Annotated in this window: 27 protein-coding genes; 16 read left to right on the forward strand and 11 right to left on the reverse strand. The window is 66.5% G+C overall.

Annotated elements, in window-relative coordinates:
• The first annotated feature begins 9 nt into the window (after positions 1 to 9).
• Complete coding sequence (locus tag E3C22_RS11790; RefSeq protein ID WP_134762218.1) at positions 10 to 1,083, forward strand: ABC transporter substrate-binding protein; 1,074 nt, start codon at positions 10 to 12, stop codon at positions 1,081 to 1,083.
• An 85-nt stretch (positions 1,084 to 1,168) separates the two neighbouring features.
• Positions 1,169 to 1,909, forward strand: a complete 741-nt coding sequence (locus E3C22_RS11795; protein WP_134762219.1) for a class II aldolase/adducin family protein — start codon at positions 1,169 to 1,171, stop codon at positions 1,907 to 1,909.
• A gap of 106 nt (positions 1,910 to 2,015) precedes the next feature.
• Here E3C22_RS11795 and E3C22_RS11800 read toward each other — a convergent pair whose 3' ends face one another.
• Positions 2,016 to 2,486, reverse strand: coding sequence for a MarR family winged helix-turn-helix transcriptional regulator (locus E3C22_RS11800; protein WP_134762220.1), 471 nt, complete (start codon positions 2,484 to 2,486; stop codon positions 2,016 to 2,018).
• Positions 2,487 to 2,701: 215 nt separating this feature from the next.
• On the opposite strand from E3C22_RS11800, the gene E3C22_RS11805 reads away from it, so the two are divergent.
• The 14 genes from E3C22_RS11805 to E3C22_RS11870 all read left to right on the forward strand — a co-directional run bounded on the left by E3C22_RS11805 (position 2,702) and on the right by E3C22_RS11870 (position 18,467).
• Positions 2,702 to 4,651 carry an FAD-binding monooxygenase gene (locus E3C22_RS11805; protein ID WP_134762221.1) on the forward strand — a complete coding sequence of 650 codons (1,950 nt, stop codon included), beginning with the start codon at positions 2,702 to 2,704 and terminating at the stop codon, positions 4,649 to 4,651.
• A gap of 241 nt (positions 4,652 to 4,892) precedes the next feature.
• Entirely contained in the window at positions 4,893 to 5,588 is a 696-nt protein-coding gene (locus E3C22_RS11810; protein WP_134762222.1) for a GntR family transcriptional regulator, read from the forward strand.
• A 240-nt stretch (positions 5,589 to 5,828) separates the two neighbouring features.
• Positions 5,829 to 6,623, forward strand: coding sequence for a transporter substrate-binding domain-containing protein (locus E3C22_RS11815; RefSeq protein ID WP_134762223.1), 795 nt, complete (start codon positions 5,829 to 5,831; stop codon positions 6,621 to 6,623).
• Between the two features lie 79 nt (positions 6,624 to 6,702).
• Positions 6,703 to 7,377, forward strand: coding sequence for an amino acid ABC transporter permease (locus E3C22_RS11820; protein WP_134762480.1), 675 nt, complete (start codon positions 6,703 to 6,705; stop codon positions 7,375 to 7,377).
• Entirely contained in the window at positions 7,377 to 8,129 is a 753-nt protein-coding gene (locus E3C22_RS11825; RefSeq protein WP_134762224.1) for an amino acid ABC transporter ATP-binding protein, read from the forward strand. Before E3C22_RS11820 ends, E3C22_RS11825 begins: the two co-directional genes overlap by 1 nt.
• Positions 8,130 to 8,187: 58 nt before the next feature.
• Complete coding sequence (locus E3C22_RS11830; RefSeq protein WP_134762225.1) at positions 8,188 to 9,408, forward strand: cysteine desulfurase-like protein; 1,221 nt, start codon at positions 8,188 to 8,190, stop codon at positions 9,406 to 9,408.
• A 16-nt stretch (positions 9,409 to 9,424) separates the two neighbouring features.
• On the forward strand, positions 9,425 to 10,837 hold the full coding sequence (gene hydA / locus E3C22_RS11835; protein WP_134762226.1) for a dihydropyrimidinase: 1,413 nt from the start codon (positions 9,425 to 9,427) through the stop codon (positions 10,835 to 10,837).
• A gap of 175 nt (positions 10,838 to 11,012) precedes the next feature.
• Positions 11,013 to 12,581: an ABC transporter substrate-binding protein gene (locus E3C22_RS11840; protein ID WP_134762227.1), complete on the forward strand. Its 1,569-nt coding sequence runs from the start codon at positions 11,013 to 11,015 to the stop codon at positions 12,579 to 12,581.
• A 62-nt stretch (positions 12,582 to 12,643) separates the two neighbouring features.
• Positions 12,644 to 13,627 carry an ABC transporter ATP-binding protein gene (locus E3C22_RS11845; protein ID WP_425364977.1) on the forward strand — a complete coding sequence of 328 codons (984 nt, stop codon included), beginning with the start codon at positions 12,644 to 12,646 and terminating at the stop codon, positions 13,625 to 13,627.
• A complete protein-coding gene (locus E3C22_RS11850) occupies positions 13,624 to 14,463 on the forward strand; it encodes an ATP-binding cassette domain-containing protein (RefSeq protein WP_134762229.1) in 840 nt (279 codons plus the stop codon). Before E3C22_RS11845 ends, E3C22_RS11850 begins: the two co-directional genes overlap by 4 nt.
• A gap of 2 nt (positions 14,464 to 14,465) precedes the next feature.
• A complete protein-coding gene (locus E3C22_RS11855; protein ID WP_134762230.1) occupies positions 14,466 to 15,218 on the forward strand; it encodes a glycerophosphodiester phosphodiesterase in 753 nt (250 codons plus the stop codon).
• Entirely contained in the window at positions 15,215 to 16,642 is a 1,428-nt protein-coding gene (locus E3C22_RS11860) for an alkaline phosphatase family protein (RefSeq protein WP_134762231.1), read from the forward strand. Before E3C22_RS11855 ends, E3C22_RS11860 begins: the two co-directional genes overlap by 4 nt.
• Positions 16,639 to 17,577 (forward strand): ABC transporter permease, encoded by a 939-nt coding sequence (locus E3C22_RS11865; protein WP_134762232.1) that lies wholly within the window; start codon positions 16,639 to 16,641, stop codon positions 17,575 to 17,577. Before E3C22_RS11860 ends, E3C22_RS11865 begins: the two co-directional genes overlap by 4 nt.
• On the forward strand, positions 17,574 to 18,467 hold the full coding sequence (locus tag E3C22_RS11870) for an ABC transporter permease (protein ID WP_134762233.1): 894 nt from the start codon (positions 17,574 to 17,576) through the stop codon (positions 18,465 to 18,467). The genes E3C22_RS11865 and E3C22_RS11870 overlap by 4 nt, the downstream gene beginning before the upstream one ends.
• A gap of 66 nt (positions 18,468 to 18,533) precedes the next feature.
• Here the strand turns inward: E3C22_RS11870 and E3C22_RS11875 are convergent, their stop codons facing one another.
• Genes E3C22_RS11875 through E3C22_RS11920 form a run of 10 tightly spaced genes read right to left on the reverse strand, consistent with a single transcriptional unit; the run spans position 18,534 to position 26,208 of the window.
• A complete protein-coding gene (locus E3C22_RS11875; RefSeq protein ID WP_134762234.1) occupies positions 18,534 to 19,193 on the reverse strand; it encodes a DUF1989 domain-containing protein in 660 nt (219 codons plus the stop codon).
• A 49-nt stretch (positions 19,194 to 19,242) separates the two neighbouring features.
• Positions 19,243 to 19,875, reverse strand: coding sequence for a DUF1989 domain-containing protein (locus E3C22_RS11880; protein WP_134762235.1), 633 nt, complete (start codon positions 19,873 to 19,875; stop codon positions 19,243 to 19,245).
• Entirely contained in the window at positions 19,875 to 20,534 is a 660-nt protein-coding gene (locus E3C22_RS11885; RefSeq protein ID WP_134762236.1) for a DUF1989 domain-containing protein, read from the reverse strand. The genes E3C22_RS11880 and E3C22_RS11885 overlap by 1 nt, the downstream gene beginning before the upstream one ends.
• Entirely contained in the window at positions 20,531 to 21,130 is a 600-nt protein-coding gene (locus E3C22_RS11890; RefSeq protein ID WP_134762237.1) for a DUF1989 domain-containing protein, read from the reverse strand. Before E3C22_RS11890 ends, E3C22_RS11885 begins: the two co-directional genes overlap by 4 nt.
• A 27-nt stretch (positions 21,131 to 21,157) precedes the next feature.
• Positions 21,158 to 22,105, reverse strand: a complete 948-nt coding sequence (locus E3C22_RS11895; protein WP_134762238.1) for an arginase family protein — start codon at positions 22,103 to 22,105, stop codon at positions 21,158 to 21,160.
• Between the two features lie 24 nt (positions 22,106 to 22,129).
• Positions 22,130 to 22,915, reverse strand: a complete 786-nt coding sequence (locus tag E3C22_RS11900; protein ID WP_134762239.1) for an amino acid ABC transporter ATP-binding protein — start codon at positions 22,913 to 22,915, stop codon at positions 22,130 to 22,132.
• Positions 22,912 to 23,643, reverse strand: a complete 732-nt coding sequence (locus tag E3C22_RS11905) for an amino acid ABC transporter permease (protein WP_134762240.1) — start codon at positions 23,641 to 23,643, stop codon at positions 22,912 to 22,914. Before E3C22_RS11905 ends, E3C22_RS11900 begins: the two co-directional genes overlap by 4 nt.
• Entirely contained in the window at positions 23,640 to 24,299 is a 660-nt protein-coding gene (locus tag E3C22_RS11910) for an amino acid ABC transporter permease (RefSeq protein ID WP_134762241.1), read from the reverse strand. Before E3C22_RS11910 ends, E3C22_RS11905 begins: the two co-directional genes overlap by 4 nt.
• A 31-nt stretch (positions 24,300 to 24,330) precedes the next feature.
• Positions 24,331 to 25,185, reverse strand: a complete 855-nt coding sequence (locus E3C22_RS11915; RefSeq protein WP_134762242.1) for a transporter substrate-binding domain-containing protein — start codon at positions 25,183 to 25,185, stop codon at positions 24,331 to 24,333.
• A gap of 54 nt (positions 25,186 to 25,239) precedes the next feature.
• A complete protein-coding gene (locus E3C22_RS11920) occupies positions 25,240 to 26,208 on the reverse strand; it encodes an agmatinase (protein WP_134762243.1) in 969 nt (322 codons plus the stop codon).
• Positions 26,209 to 26,291 lie beyond the last annotated feature (83 nt).

The following is a 26,291-nucleotide window of genomic DNA, read 5'->3' on the forward strand; positions in this document are numbered from 1 at the left end:
GAAAACATCATGAGCAACGAAGCATCCGCGGCGGCGACCGGCGCGACCGCCGCGACCCTCAACCGCCGTCCGGAATTCATTTCGAATGGCGGGACCGCCCGGCTCCAGCTGACGCTGGCGATGGCCGACTACGACCACGTGCACAACCTGGCCAATGGCGACGTCCAGCCGGAAGGCATTTCGCTGACGCCGCTGCTCCTGCCGGTCGAGGAGATCTTCTACCGCTTCCTGAAACATCAGGAATTCGACGTCTCGGAGGTCTCCTTCGCCAAGTTCCTGGCGCTGACCTCGCAGGGCAACGCCCCGATGGTCGGCATTCCGGTCTTCCCCTCCCGGGTGTTTCGCCATTCGGCGATCTATCTTCGTGCCGATTCCCCGATCACCAGGCCGGAAGACCTCAACGGCAAGCGGATCGGCATTCCCGAATGGGCCCAGACCGCCGGCATCTACGTGCGCGGCATGCTGCAGGAAAGTTACGGCCTCGACCTTTCGTCGGTCGACTGGGTGCAGGCCGGCGTCAACCAGGCCGGTCGGCAGGAAAAGGTGCACCTGCGCCTTCCCCCGAGCATCCGCTACAGCAGCCGCCCGGACACCAGCCTGAACGACATGCTCCTCGCCGGCGAGGTCGATGCGATCGCCACGGCCCGCCCGCCGCGCGCCTTCACCGAAGGTGACAATCGGATCCGCCGGCTCTTCGAGGATCCGCAGGCCGAGGAACGACGCTACTATGTCGAGACCGGCATTTTCCCGATCATGCACACCATTTCGGTGCGCCGGAGCGTCTTCGAGCAGCATCCGTGGATCGGAACGAGCCTGGTGAAGGCCTTCGAGGAGGCCAAGCGCTTCGGCATCGAGCGGACGCTCGACGTCGCCGTGTCGCGCATCCCGCTGCCCTGGATCGCCGCCTTCGCGGGCGACGTGCGGCAGCTCTTCGGCGAGGACTTCTGGCCCTATGGCCTGGAGCCCAACCGGCTGACGCTGGAAGCCTTCTGCCGCTTCGGCCACGCCCAGGGCATCTCCGACCGCAAGCTCGACCCGGAGGAACTGTTCGCGCCGGAAGTCCGCTCGAGCGTCAAGGTCTGAGACGACGACCGGCGATGGCCCGTTGTGGCCTCGCCCCTGCCATCGACGGCATCTGCCGCAATCATCGATCCTGAAGGAGACTGAAATGTCGCTCGACCCGACGCACGAGACATCCGTCATCGAGGCAACTCTGACCAACCTCGTGATGGCCAACCGGATTCTTGCCCGCGAAAACATCATCGACAATTTCGGCCATGTCAGCGTGCGCCATCCGCTGCGGCCGGACCGTTATTTCCTGTCCCGCTCGCGCAGCCCGGAGATCGTCACCCGCGACGACATCATGGAGTTCACGCTGGAAGGCGAGCAGGTCGGCAACGATCCGCGCAAGCCCTATGCCGAACGGCACATCCATGGGGCGATCTACAAGGACCGGCAGGACGTTCATGCCGTGACGCACCATCATGCGCGCTCCGTGCTGCCGTTCACGATGTGCGACGTCTCCCTGCGCCCGATGTTCCACATGGCCTCGGTGATCGGCGCCACGATCCCGGTCTGGGACAGCCAGGACGAGTTCGGAGACACCAACATGCTGGTCGATTCGATGGCGATGGGTCATTCGCTGTCACGCGCTCTCGCGGATAATGCCGCGGCGCTGCTGCGCGGCCATGGCGCGATCTGCGCTGCCGCCGACCTCAAATCCGTGGTCATGATCTCGATCGGATTGCGCGACAATTCCGAGCTGATCCAGGCGACACGCCAGCTCGGTACGGTCACCTATCTCACCGACGGCGAGATCGAGAAGGCCGGAGCGATGCTTCTCAGCCCGATGCCCGTCGCCCGGGCCTGGGACTACTGGGTCGCGCGCGCCGGCTTCGGTGGGCTCTGAAAAAATTCAGAGGCGCAGCGTTCTTCGGAATGCAGGGCGACCCGCAAACCGGAGGCGCTCGCCGATGCACCGGCCATGACGTCGACAGAGCGACCACCCTGGCCGGTCATCTCCTCTCTGCGGACGCAGCCGCCGAGACCTTCGAGGCGAGCGCGACGAACTGCCGGTATTCGTCGTCGTCGAGGCCCGGGAGGATGTCCTTCTGCAGGGCAATGACGACGGGAAGCAATTTGGCGAGCAACGCTTCGCCTTCCGGCGTCAGCGCGAGCACCCGCGCCCGCTTGTCGTCGGGGCTGACGCGGCGCGTGACCAGGCCCTTCTGTTCCAGGCGCTCCACCACCGTTCCGAGGGTGGCGCGGTCCTTGGCGACGAGCTCCGCGAGCCCCTTCTGATCGATTTCCGGGTTGTGGGCGAGCGCGTCGAGGGCGGCGAACTGGACCGGCGTGATGTCGTGTCCCGCCGCTTGGACATGGCGGTGAAACACCAGCGTCGAAACCTGATGGAGCCGCCGAATGAGGTGTCCGGGCATCGCAAGGCTGACCGAGGCAGCCACCGTCCTCGCTCCATCTCTGGTCATCTGGCGCCTCCTCGTCCGATCCACGTCGCGTCTTGATATGACGACATACTATCTTGCGGTCGCGATGCCTAGCGCGTATAATATGTCCACATATTATTGTGTCGTCATCTCAAGGTACGGATCGGGTTTCCGGCGCCTGCGACGCGCAATTCGAGGAACCTGAGCGTCTGTCGTGCACGCGAAAGAAGGCACGGCGCTGCCATGCGGGAGGAACCATGCAGTACCATCTCAACGGATTTCGTGCGGGCGATCCGGAAGTCTTCGACCCGGCACCTGATGGACCAGCCGGCAGTGGCCTTCCGGAATGCGTCGACGTTTTGATCGTCGGCTGCGGCCCGGCGGGCCTGACCCTCGCGGCACAGCTCGCCGCCTTTCCGGAAATTTCGACGCGCATCGTCGAGCGCAAGAGCGGTCCGATGGAACGGGGTCAGGCCGACGGCATCTCCTGCCGCTCGATGGAGATGTTCAACGCCTTCGGCTTTGCCGACACGGTCAAACGCCAGGGCTATTGGGTGAACGAAACGACCTTCTGGAAGGCCAATCCGGGACAGCCGGAGCACATCATGCGCACCGGGCGGGTGCAGGACGTCGAGGACGGACTTTCGGAAATGCCCCACATGATCCTCAACCAGGCCCGCGTACACGACATGTATCTGTCGGTGATGGCCAAATCGCCGTCGCGCCTGGTGCCGGACTACGGTCTCGAAGTCGTCGCGGTGAAAACCGACGAGGATGGCGGCGACTATCCGGTCGCGGTGACATTGCAGCGGGTCGACGCCGCAGCAACGCCCGCGGACGCGGACCGGCTCGCCAAGGAGCCCGGCGGGACCGTCACCGTGCGGGCGAAATATGTCGTCGGATGCGACGGCGCGCGCAGCAACGTCCGGCGCGAGATCGGACTGGAGCTCAAGGGCGATTCCGCCAATCAGGCCTGGGGCGTGATGGACGTCCTTGCGGTGACGGATTTTCCCGACATCCGCTGCAAGACGCTGATCCAGGCGTCCTCCGGCGGAAACATTCTGATCATTCCCCGGGAAGGCGGCTATCTGCTGCGCTTTTATGTCGAGCTCGGCTCTCTCGGGGCGGGAGAGAGGCTCGCAAGGGACGAGATCACCGTCGACCGGCTGATCGAAACCGTCCAGCGAACCTTCAGGCCCTACAGCTTTGCAGTGAAGGAGGTCGTGTGGTGGTCGGTCTACGAGATCGGCCAGCGTCTCAGCGACCGGTTCGACGACGTCGCGGAGGGCGAAGACAGGCCTCCCCGCATTTTCATCGCCGGCGACGCATGCCACACCCACAGCCCGAAAGCCGGCCAGGGCATGAACGTTTCGATGGGCGACGCCTTCAATCTCGGATGGAAGCTCGTTTCGGTCCTGAAAGGCCGCTCGTCGCCGGATCTTCTGTCGACCTATTCCGCCGAGCGCCAGGCCGTGGCGCGGGACCTCATCGAATTCGACCGGCAATGGGCGAAGATCATCAGCGAGCGCGCGACGGCGGAGACGGACGCTGCGGGTGAGGCGCCGAAATTTCAGCGCTATTTCGTCGAGCATGGCCGCTACACCGCCGGCATGTCCGTCGCCTACGAGCCGTCGGTGCTGACCGGCGCGGCGACATGGCAGTCGCTTGCGCCGGGATTTCCCGTCGGCGAGCGGTTTCATTCCGCACCCGTCATCCGCCTCGCGGACGCCAAGCCGATGGAGATCGGCGACACCGTCAAGGCCGACGCCCGCTGGCGGATCTACGCCTTCACCCCGGCGGAAGATCCGGCAGCCGAGGGCTCTGCGATCCGCAAGTTGTGCGATTTCCTTGCGGCGGATCCCGCCTCGCCGGTCCGGCACCACACCTCACGGGGTCTGGATGTCGACGCGGTGATCGATCTGCGCGCGGTCTTCCAGCAGCCGGCGCATGACATCGCTTTGGAAACGATGCCGGCGATCCTCCTGCCGAACAAGGGCCGGCTGGGCCTCGTCGACTACGAGAAGATCTTCTGCGCCGACGGCGCTTCTGGACAGGACATCTTCGACCTCAGGCATGTCGATCGGCAGAACGGCTGCCTCGTCGTCGTCCGCCCCGACCAGTATGTCGCGCACATCCTGCCCCTGGATGCGCATGACGAACTGGTCCGCTTCTTCGCCGGCGTCCTGTTGCCGGCAGCGGCGGCCTGAATACCCGATGCCGAAACGGCTGCCGCCGAACTCTTGGAGAGGAACGGCGGCGGGGCACACGGTTAGCGTGATCGCGATCGGAACCGAGCTGATCGAGAATGAGGTGCCTCAAGAGGCCTTGAGCCCACGTCGCGAGCGAGACCGGCTGAGCGCGCAAGGCTGAGGTCGAAGCGGCGGTCGGCTATTCTTTTCGGCGAGAATAGCCGCTAGGTGGCAGATGAGACCATCTTGCAGAGAAGTCATGAAGCCGAAAAAGAACGTCGTCGATCGGGTCGCCCAGATCTGCTCCGCCCTGCGCCGTGCGATCATCGAGCGAGCGCTGTCGCCGGGCGACAAGCTGCCCGAGGATCAGCTGGGTCTCAGCTTCGGGGTCAGCCGGACGATCGCCCGTCAGGCGCTCGGTCAGCTGGCGGCCGAGGGGCTCGTCAATCTGAGGCGCAACCGGATCGCGGTCGTCGCGACGCCCACCGTCGAGGAGGCACGCGATACGTTCGAGATCCGCATCGCGCTCGAAGCCGTCGTCGCCAACTGCCTCGCCTTGACCATCACCCCCGAGCAGATTGCCGAGCTCAGGCGGCACATCGCCGACCAGGGCGCCGCCGATCCGGCCAGCCAGTCGGCGTCGATCCGCCTTGCCACCGACTTCCACGTCCTCCTCGCCGGGATGACCGGCCGCCCGATCCTCGAGCGCTACGTGACCGAAGTCGCCTATCGCAGCGGCCTCGCGCTGTCCGCCTATGGCCGTCCGCATTCGAACGATTGCGCCATCGAAGAACACTGCCAAATCGTCGACGCGCTGGAAGAGGGCGACGTCGCCGCGGCCGCCGCTGCGATGACGAGCCATCTCTCCGCAGTCGTCGATCGCGCGATGATCCGGCCACCCCAACGCACCGAGCGCGACCTGTCGGCCATCCTCGCCCCGTTTATCGCAGGCTGAGCCCTGCCGGCCACTCCCATCGGGCACGGGACACGGCGTTCGCTCCAACTGCGGGCGCGAGGCCCCAGCTCGGCGTCCAAGGAGGCCGACGCGAAGAAACTCGCGCAACCCACTTCCTTTCCGATCGCAAAAGTGCATACAATTAGCAGCGCAAAGTGCATGCAAAAAACTTGGGCGGTCGGCTGCTTTTTCGCGCAGGAGCCCGCAATTTCCTCGAAAGCCGGACAGAAAGGTCCTGACATGATCGGTAGACGTTTGTTCCTTGCCACCGTCCTTGCGGCCGGCCTTGCGGCATCGCCGGCCCTCGCCGAGACGCTGACGGTCGGCGCCAATGTCGGCAACGTGCCCTGGGAGTTCCAGGACCAGAGCGGCGAGATCACCGGCTTCGAGGTCGAACTCGTCAAGGAAGTCGCCAAGCGGCTCGGCTATGACGGCGTCGACCTGCAGAACATTCCGTTCAACGGCCTGTTCTCCGCCGTCCAGTCCGGCCGCATCGCGGTCGCGGTGTCGTCGATCACCATCACCCAGAAGCGGCTGGAGTCGGTCTCCTTCGCGCAACCCTATTACGACAGCGACCAGTCGTTGGCGGCGAAGGCCGATTCCGGCATCGCGAGCACGGCGGACCTGAAGGGCAAGACCGTCGGCGTCGATACCGGCTCGACCGGCGACATGTACGCGACCGAGCGCGAGAAGGACTGGGGGCTGACCGAAATCCGCCGCTACGAGGGCCTCAACCCGGCGATGCTCGATCTGCAGGCCGGCCGCATCGACGGCTATGTTTCCGACATCCCGGCCGTCGCCTATTATCTGAAGGACAAGCCGACGATGAAGGTGGTCGAGCGGCTGAAGACCGGCGAGCAGTATTCGATGATGTTCGCCAAGGATGCCGAGCTCGCCACCAAGGCCAATGCCGTTCTCGATACGCTGAAGGACGAAGGCTTCATCGCCAAGCTGCACGAGAAATGGTTCGGCACGCAGCCGGAAGCGACCACCAGCACGGTCGAGAAGCTGCCGATGCCGACGCCGAAGTCCTGACGACGGCCTTCGCTCGATCATCGAAGCCGCCGGCGCGTTCGACGCGCCGGCGGTGCGTCTTTCACCATCCGGGCCACGCATGGACCTCGTCTCGACCTTCTTCAACTGGGCGGTCTTCGTCCGCTCGTTCCCGCTGCTGCTCGACGGTCTGTGGCGGACGATCGCCCTTGGTTTCCTGTCGATCCTGCTGGGCCTTGCCGGCGGGCTCCTGCTGGCGCTCGGCCGGATGTACGGCCCGCGCTTCCTCCGGGCACTGATCATCGCCTATGTCGACGTCTTCCGGGCGCTGCCGGTGCTCGTCTGGCTGGTCATCGTCTACTACGCGCTGCCCTTCGTCGGCATCAGCCTGTCGCCTTTCGCCAGTGCGGCCTTTGCCTTGACCACCGTATCCAGCGCCTATACCGCCGAGATCTACCGGGCCGGCATCGACGCCATTCCCCGCGGCCAGTTCGAGGCGGCCCAGGCGATCGGCCTTTCCGCCTTCGACGTGATGCGCGACGTCGTCCTGCCCCAGGCGATCCGCATCGTCATCCCGCCGCTCACCAACAATTCGATCAACGTCATGAAGGACACCGCGCTCGCTTCGGTCGTGGCGATGCCGGACCTCCTCAAACAGGCGACGCAGGCGCAGGCGCTCGCCGCCAATCCGACGCCGCTGATCGGTGCGGCCTTCCTCTATCTCGTGCTGCTTCTCCCTCTCGTCAGGATGGTGGCGATCTTCGAGAAACGGCTCGGCCGTTCGGGCCGGCGCTGATGGCGACCTCCGCAAACGCCGCGCCGATCGTCACCATGCGCGCCGTCACCAAGCGTTTCGGCGAGTTCGCGGCGCTGAAGGCCGTCGATCTCGACGTCGCGCCGGGCGAGGTCGTCGTCATCGTCGGCCCCTCCGGATCGGGAAAATCGACCCTCATCCGATGCATCAACCTGCTCGAGACCTATGACGAGGGCGACGTCGTCGTCGACGGCATAAGGGTCGAGGAGGGGCGCAATCTGAGGAAGGTGCGCGAAGAGGTCGGCATGGTCTTCCAGGCCTTCAACCTCTTCCCCAACCTCACCGTCCTCGACAATGTCGCGCTCGGTCCGGTCCGCGTCCGCAAGCTCTCCTGGGAGGCGGCCCGGCAAAAGGCGCGGGGGCTCTTGACGCGGGTCGGCATCGGCGAACAGGCGGAAAAATATCCGGTCCAGCTTTCCGGCGGCCAGCAGCAGCGGGTCGGCATCGCGAGGGCGCTGGCGATGGAGCCGCGCGTCCTCCTCTTCGACGAGCCGACCTCGGCGCTCGATCCGGAAATGGTCGGCGAGGTGCTCGACGTCATCCGCACCCTCGCCGGCACCGGCACGACCATGCTGCTCGTCACCCACGAGATGGGTTTCGCCCGCAAGGTCGCCGACCGCATCGTCTTTATGGAGGCCGGCGAGATCAAGGAGATCGCCGCGCCGGACCGGTTCTTCACCAATCCGGCGAGCGAGCGCGCCCGCGCCTTCCTCGACGCCGTCCTCAATCACTGAAATTCCAGCGCCGCCCCGATGCGGGGGCCCGGCGCATCACGAACGGAAAGGCTGCCCGATGGCTCTCGATCTCGATTTCGTCCGCTCGCAATTCCCCGCCCTCGCTGGCGAATGGGTATTTATGGACAATGCCGGCGGCAGCCAGGTGCTTTCCCGCGTCGCCGAGCGCGTCTCGGACTATCTCCTGACCACCAACGTCCAGACCGGCGCGAGCTACGCGCCGAGCCTGAAATCGACCGAGCGGGTGCGCGAAGCCCGCAAGGCCTATGCCCGCTTCATGAACGCTTCGGACGCCTCCGAGATCGTCATGGGCGCGTCGTCGACGGCGCTGTTCCGCTATCTGTCGGAGGCGATGACCGGCAAGCTTGCGCCAGGCGACGAGATCATCCTCACCAATGCCGACCACGAGGCCAATATCGGGCCCTGGCTGAAGCACCAGGAGCGCGGCGTCGTCGTCAAGTTCTGGAACGTCGACGCCGAGACCTTCGAACTCGAACTGGACGATCTGAAGGACCTCCTCACCGAGCGCACGAAACTCGTCTGCGTCACCCATGCCTCGAACATCCTCGGCACGATCAATCCGATCGCCGAGATCTCCGCGATCGCCCACGCGGCCGGCGCCGAAGTGGTGGTGGACGCCGTCGCCTACGCCCCGCACCGGGCGATCGATGTCGAGGCGCTCGGCTGCGACTACTACGTCTTTTCGAGCTACAAGGTGTTCGGCCCGCATTTCGCGGTGATGTGGGGCAGGAAGGACAAGCTCCTCGCCCTCGACAACATCTACCACTTCTTCATGTCGAAGGAGTCGGTGCCGCACAAGCTCGAGCCCGGCAACATCAATTATGAGGCCGCCTGGGGCGCCATCGGCGCGGTGGACTACGTCGAAGAGCTCGGGCAAAAGGCCGACGCCGAAAAGGGCCGCGCCGCCGTCGAGGCGGGCTTTGCGGGCATCGCCGAGCAGGAGCGGGCGATCACCCAACGGCTGATGGACTTCCTCGACAGCCGCAACTCGGTGCGGATCATCGGACGGAGATCGAGCGCCCTCGCCGACCGCGTCGCGACGGTTAGCTTCACCGTCGAGGGGCAGGATTCCAGGGCCGTGGTCGACGCGGTGGACGCCGCGAAGATCGGCATCCGCCACGGCCATTTCTACGCCTACCGGCTGATCGACGATCTCGGCCTGATGCCGCAGGGCGGCGTCGTGCGGGTGTCGATGGTCCACTACAACACGCTCGCCGAAGTGGACCGCCTCGTCGCGGCGCTCGAGCCGAAGCTCTGAGGCCGGGGAAAACGCCATGTTCGACCTTCTCATCCGCAACGGCACGGTGGCGACCGCGTCGGACGTCTTTCCTGCCGATGTCGCCGTCAAGGACGGCGTCATCGTCCAGATCGGCCGCGACCTCGGCCCGGCGGCCGAGACGATCGACGCGTCCGGCCGCTACGTCCTGCCCGGCGGCATCGACAGCCATGTGCATCTCTCCCAGCCGCAGGCGCCGGGCATCGTCATGGCCGACGACTTCGAGAGCGGCACGCGCTCGGCGCTGTTCGGCGGCAACACCACCGTCCTGCCCTTCTGCCTGCAGGAGAAGGGGCGACCCTTGCGCGAGGCGCTGACGGCCTACCACGCTCTCGCCGACGGCAACTGCTACACCGACGTCTCATTCCACCTGATCGTCTCGGATCCGAGCGAGGCGGTGCTCGGCCAGGAACTGCCGGCCCTCGTCGAGGACGGTTACACCTCCTTCAAGATCTTCATGACCTATGAGGACCTCCGGCTGAACGATGCCGAGATCCTCGCCACCATGGACTGCGCCAGGCGCACCGGCGCCCTCGTCATGGTCCATTGCGAGAACGAGGACGCCATCCGCTACCTGATCGGCCGGCACGAGGCCGATGGCGATGTCGCCCCGAAGGCCCATGCGACGACGCGGCCGATCGCCGTCGAGCGCGAGGCGACCCACCGGGCGGTCTCGCTCGCCGAGGTGGTCGACGTGCCGGTGGTCATCGTCCATGTCTCGAACCGGGAAGCCATGGAAGAGATCGAGCGGGCGCGCCGCCGCGGCCGCAAGGTGATCGGCGAGACCTGCCCGCAATATCTGATGCTGACGGCAGACGATCTCGACGGCATGGACTGGGAGGGGGCGAAGTTCGTCTGCTCGCCGCCGCCGCGCGACTCGGCCAGCCAGGAGGCCTGCTGGGAGGGGATCGAGCGGGGCGTCTTCGACCTTTATTCCTCCGACCACTGCCCGTTCCGCTACGACGATCCGCACGGCAAGCTGAACCCGAAGGGCCGCGAGAGCTTCCGGCACATTCCGAACGGCATTCCCGGCGTCGAGACGCGGCTGCCGATCCTGTTTTCCGAAGGCGTCATGAAGGGCCGGATCGACCTTTGCCGCTTCGTCGCCCTGACCGCGACCAACCACGCCAAGACCTACGGCCTCTATCCGAAGAAGGGCACGATCGCCATCGGCGCCGACGCCGACATCGCCATCTGGAATCCGCAGGCGACCCGCACCATCCGCCACGCCGACCTCCACGACGCCTCGGACTATTCGCCCTATGAGGGCCTCGAAATCGCCGGCTGGCCGACGACGGTGGTCCTCGGCGGCGCCGTGGTCGTCGACAACGGTGTGCTGACAGGGCATGCCCGCGCCGGGCGCTATGTCTCGCGCGGCCGCTCGAGCCTGGCAGGATCGACGCGGCCGTGAAAGCTTCTTGGGCAGAGCGACATTCAAGGCCGCCGGCCAAAAGCTCAGCGTCTGGTTTCAACAGCCCCCCTCTCGCGTCAAGGGACGTTCATCAAACCGTCGCCCGCCTGTCACCGTGACTTATTGTACGTGAACTAACAGTCCCTCCGGTTTCGAGAGAAAACGAGGGGCAGATATGATTTCGCGCGCATTGACCGGACTGCTGACAGCCGGTCTCGTGGCAATCGGCGGCGCAGCGCTGGCCGCGGCCGACACCGACAACCGTCCGGACATCGTCGTCGCCGTCGCCGACAATCCGCCGACGCTGGAGCCCGCCAAGGAGCTCTCCAATGTCGGCACGCGGATCACCTATTCGGTGTTCGACACGCTGATCCGGCGCGACTTCCTGTCGGCCGAGGGCGGCGGCGGCTCGAAGCTCGTCCCCTCGCTCGCGACGAGTTGGAAGCGGCTCGACGACAAGACGCTTGAAGTGAAGCTGCGCGAAGGCGTCAAGTTCCAGAACGGTGCCGCCTTCAACGCCGACGACGTCGTCTTCACCTTCTCGCCGGAGCGGCTGATCGGCAAGGATTCGCCGCTGCCGCAGGGCCGCGCCTATTTTGGCGTGCTCGACCATGTCGAGAAGGTCGACGACCACACCGTCCGCTTCGTCACCAAGGCGCCGGATCCGCTGCTCGAACAGCGCCTCGCCTCCTGGGCGTCGTGGATCGTCGATAAGGACGACTGGCTGGAGAAGGCCAAAGGCAAGGCCTTCGCCCAGTTCCCGGTCGGTACCGGCCCCTACATGCTCGAGGACTATCGGCCGGACCAGTACGTCAAGCTGAAGGCGTTCGACGGCTATTGGGGCGGCAAGCCGACCGCCGCGACGGTGACCTTCAAGAAGGTTCAGGAGCCGGCGGGGCGCATTGCCGGCCTCGTCAGCGGCGAGTTCGACATCATCACCAACGTCGCCCCGGACCAGATCGCCCAGATCGACGGCTATGACGACATCGAGACCCGCAGCGTCGTCCTCGCGAACTCGCATGTCCTCGTCTACAACACCCACAATGCGGTGCTGAAGGACAAGCGCGTGCGCCAGGCGATGAATCTGGCGATCGACCGCCAGCTGCTCGTCAAGGCGCTCTGGGACGACAAGGCGGTTGTCCCGAACGGCCACCAGTATCCCGAATATGGCGACATGTATCAGGCCGACCGTCCGGGCTTCGAATATAACCCGGAGAAGGCGAAGAAGCTTCTCGAGGAGGCCGGCTACAAGGGCGAGACCATCGTCTACTCGACCGAGCCGAACTATTATCTCAACGCCCTGCCCGCCGCCCAGGCGATCCTGGAGATGTGGAAGGCCGTCGGGATCAACGCCAAGCTCAACGTCGCCGAGGATGTCGACACCATCCCGAACGACGAGCTGATGGTGCGCAACTGGTCGAACTCCACCCGCTACCCCGACCCCGTCGGCGGGCTGTGGAACACCTGGGGGCCCTACGGCTCGGCCCAGAAGACCTGGGAAAGCTGGGCTCCCAAGGAGTTCAACGAGGTCGGCCACGAGCTCGAGACCACCCTCGATCATGACAAGCGCTACCAGCTCGCGGTCAAGCTGATGGATCTCTGGGAGGACGATGCGCCGGGCACCATCCTCTACCAGCCGCTGGAGACCTACGGCGTGCGCAAGTCGCTGAAGTGGCAGCCCTACACCTTCTACTACATGGATCTGCGCCCCTATAACCTGACCGACGAGGCGCATGGCTCGTGACGGCGGCCGTCCTGACGAAAGTAGGCGTCGGCTCCGCCGGCGCCTTGCCCGTTGAACCAACGATCGATCCCGCCCGCGCTCCTGCCGCAACGCCGGTCCTTGCGATCGAGGGCCTGACCGTCGGCACGGGCGCGGTCGATCTCGTCATCGACGTGTCCTTTGAAGTCGCCGCCGGCGAAACGCTCTGCCTTGTCGGCGAGAGCGGCTGCGGCAAGAGCCTTACCTGCCTCGCCGCCATGGGCCTCCTGGCCGAGCCGGTCCGCCGCAAGTCCGGCAGCGTCCGGCTGGGCGCAACCGAACTCACCAGCCTCGACGACCGCAGGCTCCGGGACATCCGCGGACGCGACATGGCGATGATCTTCCAGGATCCGGTCGCCTCGCTCAATCCCGTGCAGAGGGTCGGCCGCCAGGTCGCCGAAGCGCTCGTCGTGCATGAAGGGATCGCCATGCGGAGCGCGATGCGCCGGGCGGTCGAGCTTCTGGGCAGGGTCGGCATCGCCCGGCCGAACGAACGCGCCAATGCCTATCCGCATCAGCTGTCCGGCGGCATGTGCCAGCGGGTGATGATCGCCATGGCGCTGGCCTGCCGGCCGAAGGTGATCGTCGCCGACGAGGCGACGACGGCCCTCGACGTCACCACCCAGGCACAGATCCTCGCGCTGATGAAGACGCTACAGGACGAGACCGGGACGGCGATGATCTTCGTCACCCATGATCTGAGCGTCGTCGCCGAGATCGCCGACCGCGTCGCCGTGATGTATTCCGGCCGCATCGTCGAGACCGGCCCGGTCGACGCGCTGTTCGACCACCCGGCCCACCCTTACACCCGCGGGCTGATGGATTGCCGGCTGCATGCGCTGTCGGCAGCCGGCGGCCGGCTGGCGGCGATCGGCGGCACCGTGCCGCGCCCCTCGGCCCGTCCGGTCGGCTGCGCCTTCCGGCCGCGCTGCCCGAGGGCGGAAGAGCGCTGCGAGATGGTGCCCGAGCTGAAGCCCTTCGCCGGCAGCCAGTCCGCCGCCTGTCACTTTCCCGGCAGCGCTCGATGACGGTTCCATTGCTCGTCCTCGCCGATGTCAGCCGCCATTATCGCGGCAAGGGCGGCCTCTTTCGCACCGGCGAGGCTGTCCTCGCCGTCGACGGGGTCGATCTCGAGCTTCATCCCGGCGAAACTCTCGGCATCGTCGGCGAGAGCGGCAGCGGCAAGTCGACGCTCGGCCGCCTCGCCTCAGGCATCGAGCGGCCGAGCACCGGCAAGGTCGCCTTCCAGGGCGAGCCCTATGCGCCGATCGGCTCGCCCGCCTGGCGGCGGCAGCGACGCTCCGTCCAGGTGGTGTTCCAGAACCCCTCCCAGGCGCTCGATCCGCGGCTGTCGATAACCGCGCAGGTCCGCGGCGCGATGGACGCCCACGGGCTGACCGGCGGAAAGGCCAGCGCGGGCAGCCCGGCGGCGATACTCGCCCGGGTCGGCCTCGAAGGCCTTGGCAGGCGCTATCCGCATCAGCTTTCCGGCGGCCAGCTGCAGCGCGCGGTGATCGCCCGGGCCCTGTCGCTGTCGCCGGACCTCATCGTCTGCGACGAAGCGGTCAGCGCCCTCGACGTCTCGGTTCAGGCGCAGATCCTCAACCTGCTTCAGGATCTGCAGGCCGAGCTCGGCGTCGCCTACCTGTTCATTTCCCACGACCTCGGCGTCGTCCGGCATGTCAGCCACCGCATCGCGGTGATGCAGCACGGGCGGATCGTCGAGACGGGCGCGGCGGGCGACGTCTTCGCGTCACCGCGCGACGCCTACACCCAGGCGCTGATCGCCGCGCTTCCGGCCGCGTCCCCGGCGGCACGCCGGGCCCGCGACGCCAGGCGCCGCCTCGAGCTCGCGAAGGTCTGACGATGTCTGAGCCCGCCGCCCCGCATTCCGTCTCGATCGTCGCCCACCGCGGTTTCTCCGCCCGCCACCGCGAAAACTCGCCGCACGCCTGGCATGCGGCGGTCGAGGCCGGCGCCGACGTCGTGGAAGTCGATATCCGCATGACCCGCGACGGCGTGCTCGTCTGCAGCCACGACGCCGATCTCAAACGCCTCGCCGGGCGTCCGGAGACGATCGCGGCAACGGACGCTGCCGAGCTTACGGGGATCGTCGTCGCCGGCGCCGCCGCGACGCCGACCCTCGAACATCTCTTCGCGACGCTGCCGGCGGAGCAGCCGATCCTCTTCGACGTCAAGGACGAGCGCTTCGAAGCCCTCGACCGGCTCGTCGCGGCAGCGGCCGCCTCGGGCCGCGACAGGCTGGTCTTCGGCCTGCACGAGATCGCCTCGGTTCGCCGCGTACGGCAGCGGACCGGCGCCGCCATCCTCGGGCTGTTGGCAAGTCCCGGAGAGGAAGACGCGTTCTTTGCCGCCGGCGGCGACATCCTTCGGCTTTGGGAGAGCGACGCCACGTCAGACCTGATCGCCGCCGTCACCCGGCGCGGACATCCGGTCTGGGTGACCACCGGCCACGGCGCGACCGGCCGCAGGGTCGGCGACTTCGACGCGCAGGCGCTTCGCCGCATGGCGGCGGACGGCGCCAGCGGCTTTCTCGTCAATGATCCCTCGGGCGCGCGCGCCGCGCTTTTTGACCAGCTGGCGGAGACGAAGGCATGACGACCGGTTCGACCCTCCTCGTCTGCTTCGACGGGCTGCGCCGCGATCGCGCGACGCCAGAGCGCATGCCAAACCTCGCCCGCTTCATGGAGACCGGCGCCGACCTTCTAAACTCCCGCAGCGTCTTTCCGAGCGAGACGCGGGTCGCCTCGACGAGCACCGTGACCGGTTGCGCGCCCGGCGAGCATGGCCTCGTCGCCAACCAGTTCATCAACCGCGCGGTGGTGCCGGACGGCCTGTTCAACACGGCCAACCATCACAATCTTGCCCGTGCCGACGACCTCGGCCTGCTTCTCGATCGGGAAAGCCTGGGGCAGCGGCTGGCCCGGGCCGGCAAGCGTTTTGCCGTCGTCACCACCGCGACGGCCGGCGCCACCTTCATGATGAGCTACGGGGCGCAGAAGCTCGGCCAGCCGGTCTTCTCGGTGCATCAAGGCGTCGGCTCGCCGGCGCTGACAAGGGCGGCCGAGGAGCGGCTCGGCCCGGTTCCGGCCGCGGCGACGCCGAACACGGCGCAGATCGATCACGCGACGCGGGTGCTGACCGAGATCGCCTATCCGGACCACCGGCCGGATCTTGCGATCCTTTGGATGTCCGATCCCGACATCACATCGCATGGCTTCGGCATCGACGCGCCGGAAACGATCGCCGCGCAGCGCGGCTGCGACGATGCCTTCGGCCGCATCCTCGATTGGCGTGGTTCCGGCGAGGGTCCGGAAAACATCATGGTGATGTCCGACCACGGCCATGTCACCGGCGCGGCGAAATTCGATCTCGCCGCAGCGCTGCCGGGCTATGCCGGATCCCTCTCGCCCGGCTATTTCTCTGGCCTCTATCTGCCGGAGCCGACGCATGACACCATCGCTGTCGCGGCCGAGCGACTGGCGCAGCAGCCCTGGTGCGGCCTCGTCTTCGTCAACGTCCCCGGCGATCCGCTCGCCAGCGTGCCGGGCGCCCTGCCCGCTTCCGTCCTGGGAGGCGGCCATCCTCGATCGGCACCCGTGACCTTTACGCTACGCGCCACCGGGAGCCCTGAATCGGCCTCGCCCGAAACATGTCTCTTCACCGGCTCCATTTCGCCGGGTGGCGGCATGCATGGCGGGCTTGCCCGCGGCGAACTCTCCACCGTGCTTGCCGGAGCCGGTCCGGCCTTCCGAAGCGGCATCCGCTCGCAAACGCCCTGCTGGCTGCCGGACATCGCGCCGACGCTGCTGACGATCCTCGGCCTCGACACCGAGGGCACCAGTGGGCGGGTGCTGCGGGAGGTGCTTGAAGGCCAGGAGAGCGAACCGCCGGCGGTATCCCGTCGCAGCCTCACCGCAACGATTGGCGATCACCAGCAGGGCGTCGAACAGTGGCTCGTCGACGGCCGGCCGATCACCGATTTCGGCTGGTCGCGCGGGCCCGGGGAGTTTCCGGCATGAGCCTGCGCTTCATCCTCGGCAAGCTGCTGCGCGCTTTCCTGACGCTGCTTCTCGCCGTCACATTCGTCTTTATTGTCCTGCGCATGTCGGGCGATCCGGTGAGCCAGATGCTGCCGGACGACACGCCGGCTTCCGTGGTTGCCGCCTATCGGCAGATGTGGGGGCTCGACCGGCCGCTGCCGGAGCAATATGCGCGCTATGTCGCCGGAATCCTGCATGGCGACTTCGGCTTTTCCTTCCGCGACAACCGTCCGGCGCTGGATGTCGTTCTCGAGCGGGTGCCGCTGTCCCTCGAACTCGGCCTGACGGCCCTCGCTCTGACGATCGTGCTCGGCATCGGCGGCGGCATCCTCGCGGCGCTGAAGCGCGGCACGTCGGTCGACCACGCCACCATGGCCTTCACCATCATGGGCCACTCGATGCCGAACTTCTTTCTCGGCATCCTTCTGATCCTCGCCTTCGCCATGACCTGGCGGATCCTGCCGAGTTCGGGGACGGGAAGCTGGCGACACCTGGTCATGCCGGCGGTGACGCTCGGGACCAGCTATGCCGCGACGGTCGCCCGCTTCACCCGCTCCTCGCTCCTCGAAGTCCTGCACCAGCCCTTCATGCGCACCGCCCGCGCCAAGGGCGTGCCGTTTCGCCGGCGCATCCTCGGCCATGCCCTGCCGAATGCCGGGATCCCCATCGTCACGGTGGTCGGCCTGAGGCTCGGTGCGCTGATCGGCGCCGCCGTCGTGGTCGAGCCGGTCTTCGCCTGGCCGGGCGTCGGCCAGCTGCTGGTCAGCGCCGTCGCCTTCCGGGACCTCGCCATCGTCCAGACGATCGTGCTGCTGATCGCCTTCACCATGGTCGTCGTCAACTTCCTGGTCGACCTCACCTATGGCTGGCTCGATCCGCGGATCGGCATGGTTTCCGGCGAGGCCGCGGCATGAGTGCGACCCCGGCCGACACCGTTTCTCCCGCCGATGCCGATGCGCAGCGTCGCTTCCGACGCCTGCCGGTCGTCATCGTCCTCTGCGCGGCCTGGCTTCTCCTCTGCGCCGTTCTCGCCATCGGCGCCGACTGGATCGCGCCCTATGGCTATGCCGAGCAGAGCCTGCTCCACCGGTTGCAGCCGCCGGCCTTTCTCGGCGGCGATCCGGCCTATCTCCTCGGCACCGACGGGCTCGGCCGGGACGTCCTCTCGCGGCTGATCTTCGCGATGCGGGCCAGCATCCTGATCGCCTTCTGCGGCACGTTGATCGGTTCGACCATCGGCACCGTGCTCGGCTTCCTGGCCGCGCATTTCCGCGGCTGGGTCGAAGACGCGATCATGCTGATGGTCGACTTCCAGGCCGCGATGCCGTTCCTGATCATCGCGCTGGCGATCCTCGCCTTCTTCGGCAACTCGTTCGGGCTGTTCCTCGTCGTCGTCGGCTTTCATGGCTGGGAGGTCTATGCCCGGCTCACCCGCGGCCTCGTGCTGCAGGCGAACGCGAAGGGCTATGCCTTCGCGATCCGCACCCTCGGCGTCCATCCGCTACGGATCTATGTCCGCCACGTCCTGCCGAACATTCTGAGTGTCCTCGTCGTGCAGGTGACGCTGAACTTTCCCGAGATCATCCTGCTCGAGACCTCGCTGAGCTTTCTCGGGCTCGGCGTCCAGCCGCCGCAGACCAGCCTCGGCCTGATGCTCGGCGAGGGCCGCAACTACATCGCCACGGCCTGGTGGATGGCGATTCCGGCCGGCATCGCGATCTTCCTGACGACGCTTTCGGTCAGCCTCATCGGCGACTGGCTGCGCGACCGGCTCGATCCGACGCTGCGACCGGCCGAGCAGTAGTCGCAAATTCGAAAAAACACAGATCGAGGCGTTGACGATCGCGCCTTCCTCCGAGGGCTGCGACCTCTATGGCCGCCAGGTCGGGCGCGCGAGGATCTGCGCAAAACCGTCTTCGAGGATGCGGTAGTGCGCATCGACCGGTTCGTTCGCCGCGCCTCCCTGGATCGGCACGATGTCCTGCGGACAGGCTGACAAAGCGACGATGCAGTCCATCTCGGCGCGAAGGGTAATCGCGTCGCCCGGCCGGCAGGGCGTCGGCAGGGTCGCCAGGCTGTGGCCGTCCGCCTGGACCTTGATGTTCATGAAGACGTTGAAGGAAGCAAGGATCGGCGGCACGTCCGCAAAGCCGAGATCCGCCATCGCCTCGCGCATGTTGTCGACGCAGTTGCGGTGGTCCTTCTCGACGCCGAGCAGGCGATAGCGCTCGCAGTCGCAGGCGGCCATGATGGTGTCGTGGATGCCCGGCGAGGTGTCGGCGACGACGGTGAGGATCGGCCGCCGCCGGGTGGTGACGAATGTGTCGCCGACCTGCGGAATGAAGCTCTGGTTCCAGACCCGGCTCGCCTCCATCGACATGTATTCGCGAAGATCGTCGGCAGCGAAGGCCCAGCAGTCGACCACCTGGGTGCCATGGGTGTTGACGATCTCGACCGATTGGCCGCGGCGCAGATGCAGCGCAGCGCCGTGGCGGGCGGGAATCGTCTCAAGCGGGCCGTTGGCGGTCATCGTGGTCTCCAGGGCGGCTGTCATCGGACAGGCCGGCAGGGATGAAGTTTCAGGGGATCAGCCGGTTGTCGACCCGGACCCGGATGGCGCCCTCGCCGGTGTCGATGCCGAGACCCGAAGGCGTGTTGGTGACGACGACGCACATGTCCATCACCACCCGGCAGGTGACCGAGCGCCCGGGCGCCGGCGGCGCGGCGGCGGGGACGAGACGGCCGTCCCGCTCGACACCGACATTCAGGAAGAGGTTCACCGGATCGGGAAATTTCGGGGCGTTAAGACCGGCATGGCGAACCGCGGCCCTGAGCGCCTCGTGACCGCTGGCAGTGTCGTTTGGCAGCGAGGCGAGATCGCCGGGCAGCGAGGCGGGGATGAGAAGGTCGTGCCCGCCGGCCCGGTCGCGGCCGAGCACCATCATCGCCCGGCGCCGGTTGCTGACGAGCCGCATGCCAAGGCCGAGACGGTAGCTGTTGCTGAAGACGCGGGTGTGGTGGGGCGAGAGGAACTCGGTCATGTCCGCCCGGGAAAACGCATAGAGCTGAGCGGTGCGATCGCCGCAGGGATCCTCGACGGTGAGAAGCTGGCCGGTGGCGATCTCGACGACCGCAAAGCCGCCGAACGGCGCCTCGGCCAGGGTTTCGGGCGGCAGCGGCCCCGCCTCGGGCGTCGTCATCATCAGCGGCATCAGGCTCCCTTTCCCTCAAGATCATCCGAGACGACGATCCTGATGTCGCCGACCTCGAGGCCGTTGCCGGGGATAATGTCCTGCGGACAGGGCGAGACCGCCACGATCACGTCGATCAGGGCTTTCAGGACGATATGGTCGCCGGGACGGCTGGTCGGATCGGTGACGCTCATCCGGCCCTCGACCGTGACCGGCCCATATTGGAAGAAGTTGTAGGGCTCGGGCACGGCGAGCCGGTCAATGCCGTGGGCCTCGAGCGCGCCATGCATGTTATCGAGACAGTTGCGATGGCCAGGCACGCCGAAATCGACGGCATAGCGCGTCGGATCGCAGGCTGGGACATTGGAATCGTGCTGGCCGACGGTGTCGGCAACGACCGTGAACATCGGCTGGCCGCGATTGCTCATCAGATGATCGCCGACGGCGAAGAACAGCGACAGGTTTTGCCGCCGCGTGTGGCCCGGCGACAGGACTTCCGCGTGGTCGTCCCGGTTCAGCGCAACGAAGTCGCAGGCCTGGCGCCCCATGACGTCGACGATGGTGACGTGTTGCCCGGCCTTCGCCTCGAAGCCGAAACCGAAGCCACCGGGGACGACATGATCGAGCGCGACGGCCCGGAACTCCGGCAGCGGTGCCGCGGTAGCAGCCGGCGCGCTCATGGCTCCACCACGAAATGCGCCTCGGTGGGCAGATGGCCGACGCCGTTGATCGGCAGGATGTCCTGCGGGCAGGCGCTGAAGGCGATCACGAGGTCCATTTCCGCCTTCAGCCTGACGAAGCTGCCCGGCGTCGACACCGGCGCCTCGAAGGAGACCGAGCGATCCGGGTGAACCGGGATGTTCATGAACAGATTGAGCGGGCTCGGGGTTTCCGGCGCTTCGAGCCCGATCTCGCGCATCGCGGCGTGGAGGTTGTCCTCGCAATTGTCGTGATGGCCCTCGACGCCGAGAAAGGCGTAGCGATGCCGGTCGCAGGCGGCGATGATGGTATCGTGGATGCCGCCGGACGTATCCTCGACCAAGGTGAGGATCGGCCGCCGCCGGTTGGTGCGCAGGATGTCGCCGACGACCGGGATGATCTTCAGCATATGCGCCCGGCTGTGCTCCATTGACATGAATTCGGTGAGGTCCTCGGCGTTGAAGGCCCAGGTATCGATCACCTGCTCGCCATGGGTGTTAATCACCCTGACGGTTTCGCCTTTGGCGACGCGATGGGCCTTGCCCCGCCGGGCGGGGATGGTCAAAGGCTGCGACATGCTGCTTCCTTCCTGAAGATGGCGCCGTCAGGCGGCGATTGCCGCTTTCCAGCGCGGCTGGGCACAGATCTCGCCGAGAAAGCCGAGGACGATGGTGGCGGCGAGGTAGGCCGTCGCGCCGGTGCCGACGTCGAGGGCGGGATTGACCTCGACGAGGTCGAAGCCGACGACTTCGCAGCGCTCGGCGACCGCCTTCAGCGCGTCGCGAAGCTCGCCATAGAGAAAGCCGTCCGGCTCGCCCGAGACGCAACCCGGCACCAGCGAGATGTCAAGCGCATCGATGTCGATCGAGACATAGACCGGCGCCCCATCCGGCACGAGCCCGGCGATCCCCTCGGCGCCGAGCATCCGCGCCTCCGGCATGGCGACGACACGGTTGCCGCCGGCTTCGATCGCCGCATGGTCGCGGCCGTCGCTGCGCAGCGAGCGGATCCCCACCTGGGTCAGGCTGAGCGCGGTGTCCATCGCCGCCATGTGGCGGAAGGCATGGCCATTGGTGTAGCGCAGGCCGTTCGCTTCCGGCGCATAGTCCATATGGGCGTCGAAATGCAGGATATGCACCTTGCGATCGAAGGCGCGGAAGATCGGATAGGCGATCGAATGATCGCCGCCGAGCCCGACCGGCATCGCTCCGCGGTCCAGGATGCCGCGCACCGTGGCGGTGATGTTGTCGAAGGTCCTTTCGACATTGGTCGGGGCGATGTCGACGTCGCCGACATCGGCGATCAGGCCCCGTTCGCGCTCCTCGACGAGGAACTGCCGCCGCGTCGCCGGATCGTAGAGCCCGCCGCAAAAGCGCAAGGAATGCTCACGGATCGCCCGCGGCCCCATGCGGCTGCCCGGATAGAATGGCGAGCCCTCGTCGAAGGGAACGCCATAGACGCCGATCTTCGCATCGAGTTTCGACAGGTCTTCGCAGATCGGTGCCCTGAGGAAGGACGGAATCCCGACATAGGGGCGATCGATTCGGGCCATTGCGGCATCTCCTTTGATCAAGGTTCAGACGGCCTCTGCGGCGGCGGGCCGGATCAGCGAGAGAAAGGCCTGCAGCCGGGGATCGCCCGGCTGCTTCAACACCCGTCCGGGCGGGCCCTCCTCGGCGATGCGACCGCCATGCATGAAGACGACGCGGTCGGCGACATTCGCCGCAAAGCCGATCTCGTGGGTGACGACGATCATCGTCATGCCGCCGGCGGCGAGATCCTTCAAAAGCGCCAGCACGCCGCCGATGAGTTCGGGATCGAGGGCCGAGGTCGGCTCGTCGAACAGCATGATCTCCGGATCCATGGCGAGCGCCCGGGCGATGGCGACCCGCTGCTTCTGGCCGCCGGAAAGCGCATGGGGCAGCCGGTCGCCACGATCGGCAAGGTCGAGATCGGCCAGAAGCTTCTGCGCCCGCGCCGTCGCCTCGTCGCGGCTGCGCTTCAATACGACGACCTGCGGCCTGACGACGTTTTCCAGCGCCGTCATGTGCGGCCACAGATTGAGTGCCTGAAACACCATGCCGATCTTCGGACGCATGGCATCGACCGCCCGCCGCGGCTGGCGGTGGACGGTGCCGCCGACCACCTCGCGGCCGAAGGGTTTGCCGGCGACGCTGATGAATCCGGCTTCCGGCTGTTCGATGAGCGTGATGCAGCGCAGAAAGGTGCTCTTGCCGCAGCCGCTCGGGCCGATCATCGCGACCACCTCGCCCCTGGCGACGTCAAGATAGACGTCGTCGAGCACCGCGCTGCCCTTGAAGCGCTTGGTGAGGCCCGAGACGGACAAGGCAGTGGCACTCATCGCCGACTCCTTTTCGGCATCGCCTCCAGCGACAGGAAACTCGCCGCCAGGGCCGAGCCGACGAGATGCTCGCTGCGGGCGCGCCCGAAACGGCGTTCGAGCAGCGAGGCGGCATGGGCGACGATGGCGGTAATCGCCCAGTAGATCAGCGTGACCGCGGCGAAGGCCTCGAAAGGCGCGAAGGTGTTCCCCTGGACGACGAGACTCTGATAGGTCAGCTCGGCGACGGTGATCGAACTCAAGACCGCCGATTCCTTGATCATCGTCAGGGTAATGTTGGTCGAGGGCGGCACCAGCGTCGGCACGATCTGCGGAAAGATCACGTGGCGCATCGCCTGCAGCGCCGACATGCCGATCACCCGGGCGGACTCGTACTGCCCCCTCGGCAGCGCCTCGATCGCGGCGCGCACGATCTCGGCATAATAGGCGCTGGCATAGAGCGACAGCGCGATGGTGCCGGTGATCACCGCCGGGATCCGGATGCCGGAAAACGGCAATCCGTAATAGACGACGAAGAGCAGGATGATGAACGGGATCGCCCTCAGCGTCAGAAGATAGATCTCGATCGCCGCCTTGATCGCGCGGCTGGGGATCTGCGAGAGAAGCGCGAGGACGATGCCGATCACATAGCCGATGATCGTCGCCGCGAGGCAGATGCGGATCGTCAGCCAGGTGCCCTTGACGAAGAGCGGCCAGTACTGGGCGAGGATCGAAAGGTCGAAGGTCATCGCCTTGCTCCGGCCGTGCGCCGTTCGATCACCTTGCCGGCGGCGATCACCGGCAGGTTGAGGACGAGGAAGCAGAGCGCCGCACCGACCAGGGTCTCGAAGGGGCGGAAGCTGGAGCCGGCGATCTGCTGGGACGTCCGCAACACCTCGACCACGGTGATCACCGACAACAAGGCAGTTCCCTTGACGATCACCGTGACCTCGTTGACCAGCATCGGCAGGATGATCCGGAAGAGCTGCGGCAGGACGACCTTTCGCCAGATCAGCCAGCGCGGCAGCGCAAGCGACGTCGCCGCCTCGATCTGGCCGGGATCGATGCCGGTCAGGCCGCCGCGCATCATCTCGGTGATGAAGATCGTCGAGTTCAGCGAGATCGCCGCGACGCCAGCGCTTTCCGGGCCGAGATCGAGGCCGAAGATCGGCAGGACATAGAATGCGATGAAGATCTGGATCAGCAGCGGCGTGCCGCGGATGAAGGAGATCACCACGGCGACGACCGCGTTGAGCGCCGCGATCTTCATCGCCCTGAGGATCGTCAGCAGCGTGCCGCCGAGAATGGCGAGAACCGCGATGATGGCGGCGAGCCGAGCATTGATCAGCGCCGCCTCGCCGAGGCTCGGCAGGATCGAGACCAGATAGCCGAACTGAAAACCCATTGCAGCCCTTTCCCGATCCGGCCTCGCGGCGTCAGACGGCGTCCGGCGGCAGATAGCCGGTGTCGGGGATCTCCATCTTGAAGCCGAACCACTTCTCCTGAAGCTCGTAGAGCCGGCCGTCGTCGCGCATCTTGCGGATGACGCCGCTGATGAAGTCGCGCAGGTCGGTGTCTTCCGGCCGGGTGCACCAGGCGAGATAGGTCCACTTGACCCCGGCGGTGATCGGACAGGCGAGCTCGAACGTGTCCGGCTTCTCCTTCACCAGCACGGCCAGCGACGGCAACGACTGGATCACCGCGTCGATCTCGCCGTTGGCCAGCGCGACATAGGACTCGGTGAAGGCGGTATAGAGCTTCAGATCGGCGAAACCTTCGCCGTCCGCCTTCAGCTTGTCGTCGAGAGCGCGGGCGATCGGCTCGGTGGAGGAGGCGAGCTGGGTGCCGACAACCTTGCCCTTGAGATCGTCCTCGGACTTGATCGCATCGCCCTTGCGCATCATCGCATAGGGCTGGCCGTTGGCGATCGGCATCGTATAGGCGTAGCGCTTGGCGCGCTCCTCGTTGATCGCCACCGTGGTCGCGACGAAATCGAACTTGCCGGCAAGGACGCCCGGCAGGATGCCCTGCCAGGGCAGGTCGAGCTGGTTCAGCTTGACGCCGAGTTCCTCCACCACCACCGCGAGGATGTCGGAGCCATAGCCGACGATCTTGCCGTCCTTGACGAATTCGAAGGGCGGGAACGCCGCTTCCGTCCCGACGGTGACGACGCCCTTCTTGCGGATCGCCTCGAGCGTCGTCTCGGCGAAGGCCGCCCGCCCGGGCAGGAGAGCGGCGAGCGCCGTTCCCACTGCGAGACGGCCGAATTGTCTGCGATCGAGTGTCAGCATGCGAAATCTCCGGCAGGTTGGGAAGGAACGGATGCTTGTCCGGCCCCGAAGGGCTCAGACGGATGGCGACTTTTCGAAGTAGCCGGCGCGCACCGCCGCGCCGATGAGATTGACGACGAGGCGTCCGGCGGTGATGGCGGTGATGCCGTTGACGTCGGCCGACGGGGTGATCTCGACGATGTCCATGCCGACGACACGCCCCTTGCCGACGAGACCGTGGATGAGGCGGCGCACCTGGTGGAAGGTCAGCCCGCCCGGCGCCGGCCCTTCGACCGCCGGCATCACCGTGGGATCGAGGCCGTCGGCATCGATGGTGATGTAGTAGCGACCGCCATCCGGGATCTGCGCCAGCACCGCGTCGATGCCGCCGTCATGCACCTCGAAGGCCGGAATGATACGGGCGCCATAGGCCATGGCGGCCTCGTATTCCTCCGGCCGGCCGCTGCCCTGGGCGCGGATGCCGATCTGGAAGATCTCGCCGATGTGCTCCATCTCGGAAGCCCGGCGGATTGGGCTCGAAAGACCCTCGGTGACGCCGTTGACGTCGTTGCGCCAGTCGATATGGGCATCGACCTGGATGAGGGTGATCGGTCCCTCCCCGTCCAGCGCCTTGAAGATCGGGATGGGAATGCCGTGGTCGCCACCGATGGTGATCGGCATGGCGCCGGCCGCCAGCACCTTGCGGACCACCTCTTCGGCCCGCTGCAGATGGCCGAGATGATCGGCGATGTCGAAGGTGACGTTGCCGACGTCCACCGCCTTGATCGGGCGGTTGTCGTAGATCGGGCCGCCGACGTCGAAGTCGTGGCGCTCGAGATGGCGCGACACCCGGTCAGTCACCGCGCGCACCGCATCTGGCGCCAGGGTCTGGTCATTGATCACCGCATGCGGCTCATACGGATTGCCATACGGCATGCCGATAAAGGCGATATCGGCGTCCAGCGTGTCCAGATCCGTGTGCAGATCGGAATAGAGAAACGTCTGATAGCCCACACGGGGGGCGACGGTCAGCGGCACGGTCATGCGGGTGCGATCCTGTGGCCGGTTCAAAGCCCGGCCTCACTTGCGGGTTTCGATATCGCAAGCTAGCGAGCCATGCTGCGCCG

The organism is Jiella endophytica, assembly GCF_004519335.1.
Taxonomy (GTDB): Bacteria; Pseudomonadota; Alphaproteobacteria; order Rhizobiales; family Rhizobiaceae; genus Jiella; species Jiella endophytica.

What these genes read in the sequence shown, in the direction of transcription:
- E3C22_RS11820 (WP_134762480.1), top strand. Translation starts at nt 6,703, where the DNA reads ATGGACCTCGTCTCGACCTTCTTCAACTGGGCGGTCTTCGTCCGCTCG.
- E3C22_RS11900 (WP_134762239.1), bottom strand. Translation starts at nt 22,915, where the DNA reads ATGAGTGCCACTGCCTTGTCCGTCTCGGGCCTCACCAAGCGCTTCAAG.
- E3C22_RS11920 (WP_134762243.1), bottom strand. Translation starts at nt 26,208, where the DNA reads ATGACCGTGCCGCTGACCGTCGCCCCCCGTGTGGGCTATCAGACGTTT.
- E3C22_RS11855 (WP_134762230.1), top strand. Translation starts at nt 14,466, where the DNA reads ATGTCTGAGCCCGCCGCCCCGCATTCCGTCTCGATCGTCGCCCACCGC.
- E3C22_RS11825 (WP_134762224.1), top strand. Translation starts at nt 7,377, where the DNA reads ATGGCGACCTCCGCAAACGCCGCGCCGATCGTCACCATGCGCGCCGTC.
- E3C22_RS11795 (WP_134762219.1), top strand. Translation starts at nt 1,169, where the DNA reads ATGTCGCTCGACCCGACGCACGAGACATCCGTCATCGAGGCAACTCTG.
- E3C22_RS11875 (WP_134762234.1), bottom strand. Translation starts at nt 19,193, where the DNA reads ATGACCGCCAACGGCCCGCTTGAGACGATTCCCGCCCGCCACGGCGCT.
- E3C22_RS11790 (WP_134762218.1), top strand. Translation starts at nt 10, where the DNA reads ATGAGCAACGAAGCATCCGCGGCGGCGACCGGCGCGACCGCCGCGACC.
- E3C22_RS11915 (WP_134762242.1), bottom strand. Translation starts at nt 25,185, where the DNA reads ATGCTGACACTCGATCGCAGACAATTCGGCCGTCTCGCAGTGGGAACG.
- E3C22_RS11895 (WP_134762238.1), bottom strand. Translation starts at nt 22,105, where the DNA reads ATGGCCCGAATCGATCGCCCCTATGTCGGGATTCCGTCCTTCCTCAGG.
- hydA (WP_134762226.1), top strand. Translation starts at nt 9,425, where the DNA reads ATGTTCGACCTTCTCATCCGCAACGGCACGGTGGCGACCGCGTCGGAC.
- E3C22_RS11815 (WP_134762223.1), top strand. Translation starts at nt 5,829, where the DNA reads ATGATCGGTAGACGTTTGTTCCTTGCCACCGTCCTTGCGGCCGGCCTT.
- E3C22_RS11870 (WP_134762233.1), top strand. Translation starts at nt 17,574, where the DNA reads ATGAGTGCGACCCCGGCCGACACCGTTTCTCCCGCCGATGCCGATGCG.
- E3C22_RS11905 (WP_134762240.1), bottom strand. Translation starts at nt 23,643, where the DNA reads ATGACCTTCGACCTTTCGATCCTCGCCCAGTACTGGCCGCTCTTCGTC.
- E3C22_RS11830 (WP_134762225.1), top strand. Translation starts at nt 8,188, where the DNA reads ATGGCTCTCGATCTCGATTTCGTCCGCTCGCAATTCCCCGCCCTCGCT.
- E3C22_RS11810 (WP_134762222.1), top strand. Translation starts at nt 4,893, where the DNA reads ATGAAGCCGAAAAAGAACGTCGTCGATCGGGTCGCCCAGATCTGCTCC.
- E3C22_RS11800 (WP_134762220.1), bottom strand. Translation starts at nt 2,486, where the DNA reads ATGACCAGAGATGGAGCGAGGACGGTGGCTGCCTCGGTCAGCCTTGCG.
- E3C22_RS11860 (WP_134762231.1), top strand. Translation starts at nt 15,215, where the DNA reads ATGACGACCGGTTCGACCCTCCTCGTCTGCTTCGACGGGCTGCGCCGC.
- E3C22_RS11890 (WP_134762237.1), bottom strand. Translation starts at nt 21,130, where the DNA reads ATGTCGCAGCCTTTGACCATCCCCGCCCGGCGGGGCAAGGCCCATCGC.
- E3C22_RS11865 (WP_134762232.1), top strand. Translation starts at nt 16,639, where the DNA reads ATGAGCCTGCGCTTCATCCTCGGCAAGCTGCTGCGCGCTTTCCTGACG.
- E3C22_RS11805 (WP_134762221.1), top strand. Translation starts at nt 2,702, where the DNA reads ATGCAGTACCATCTCAACGGATTTCGTGCGGGCGATCCGGAAGTCTTC.
- E3C22_RS11840 (WP_134762227.1), top strand. Translation starts at nt 11,013, where the DNA reads ATGATTTCGCGCGCATTGACCGGACTGCTGACAGCCGGTCTCGTGGCA.
- E3C22_RS11885 (WP_134762236.1), bottom strand. Translation starts at nt 20,534, where the DNA reads ATGAGCGCGCCGGCTGCTACCGCGGCACCGCTGCCGGAGTTCCGGGCC.
- E3C22_RS11880 (WP_134762235.1), bottom strand. Translation starts at nt 19,875, where the DNA reads ATGCCGCTGATGATGACGACGCCCGAGGCGGGGCCGCTGCCGCCCGAA.
- E3C22_RS11850 (WP_134762229.1), top strand. Translation starts at nt 13,624, where the DNA reads ATGACGGTTCCATTGCTCGTCCTCGCCGATGTCAGCCGCCATTATCGC.
- E3C22_RS11910 (WP_134762241.1), bottom strand. Translation starts at nt 24,299, where the DNA reads ATGGGTTTTCAGTTCGGCTATCTGGTCTCGATCCTGCCGAGCCTCGGC.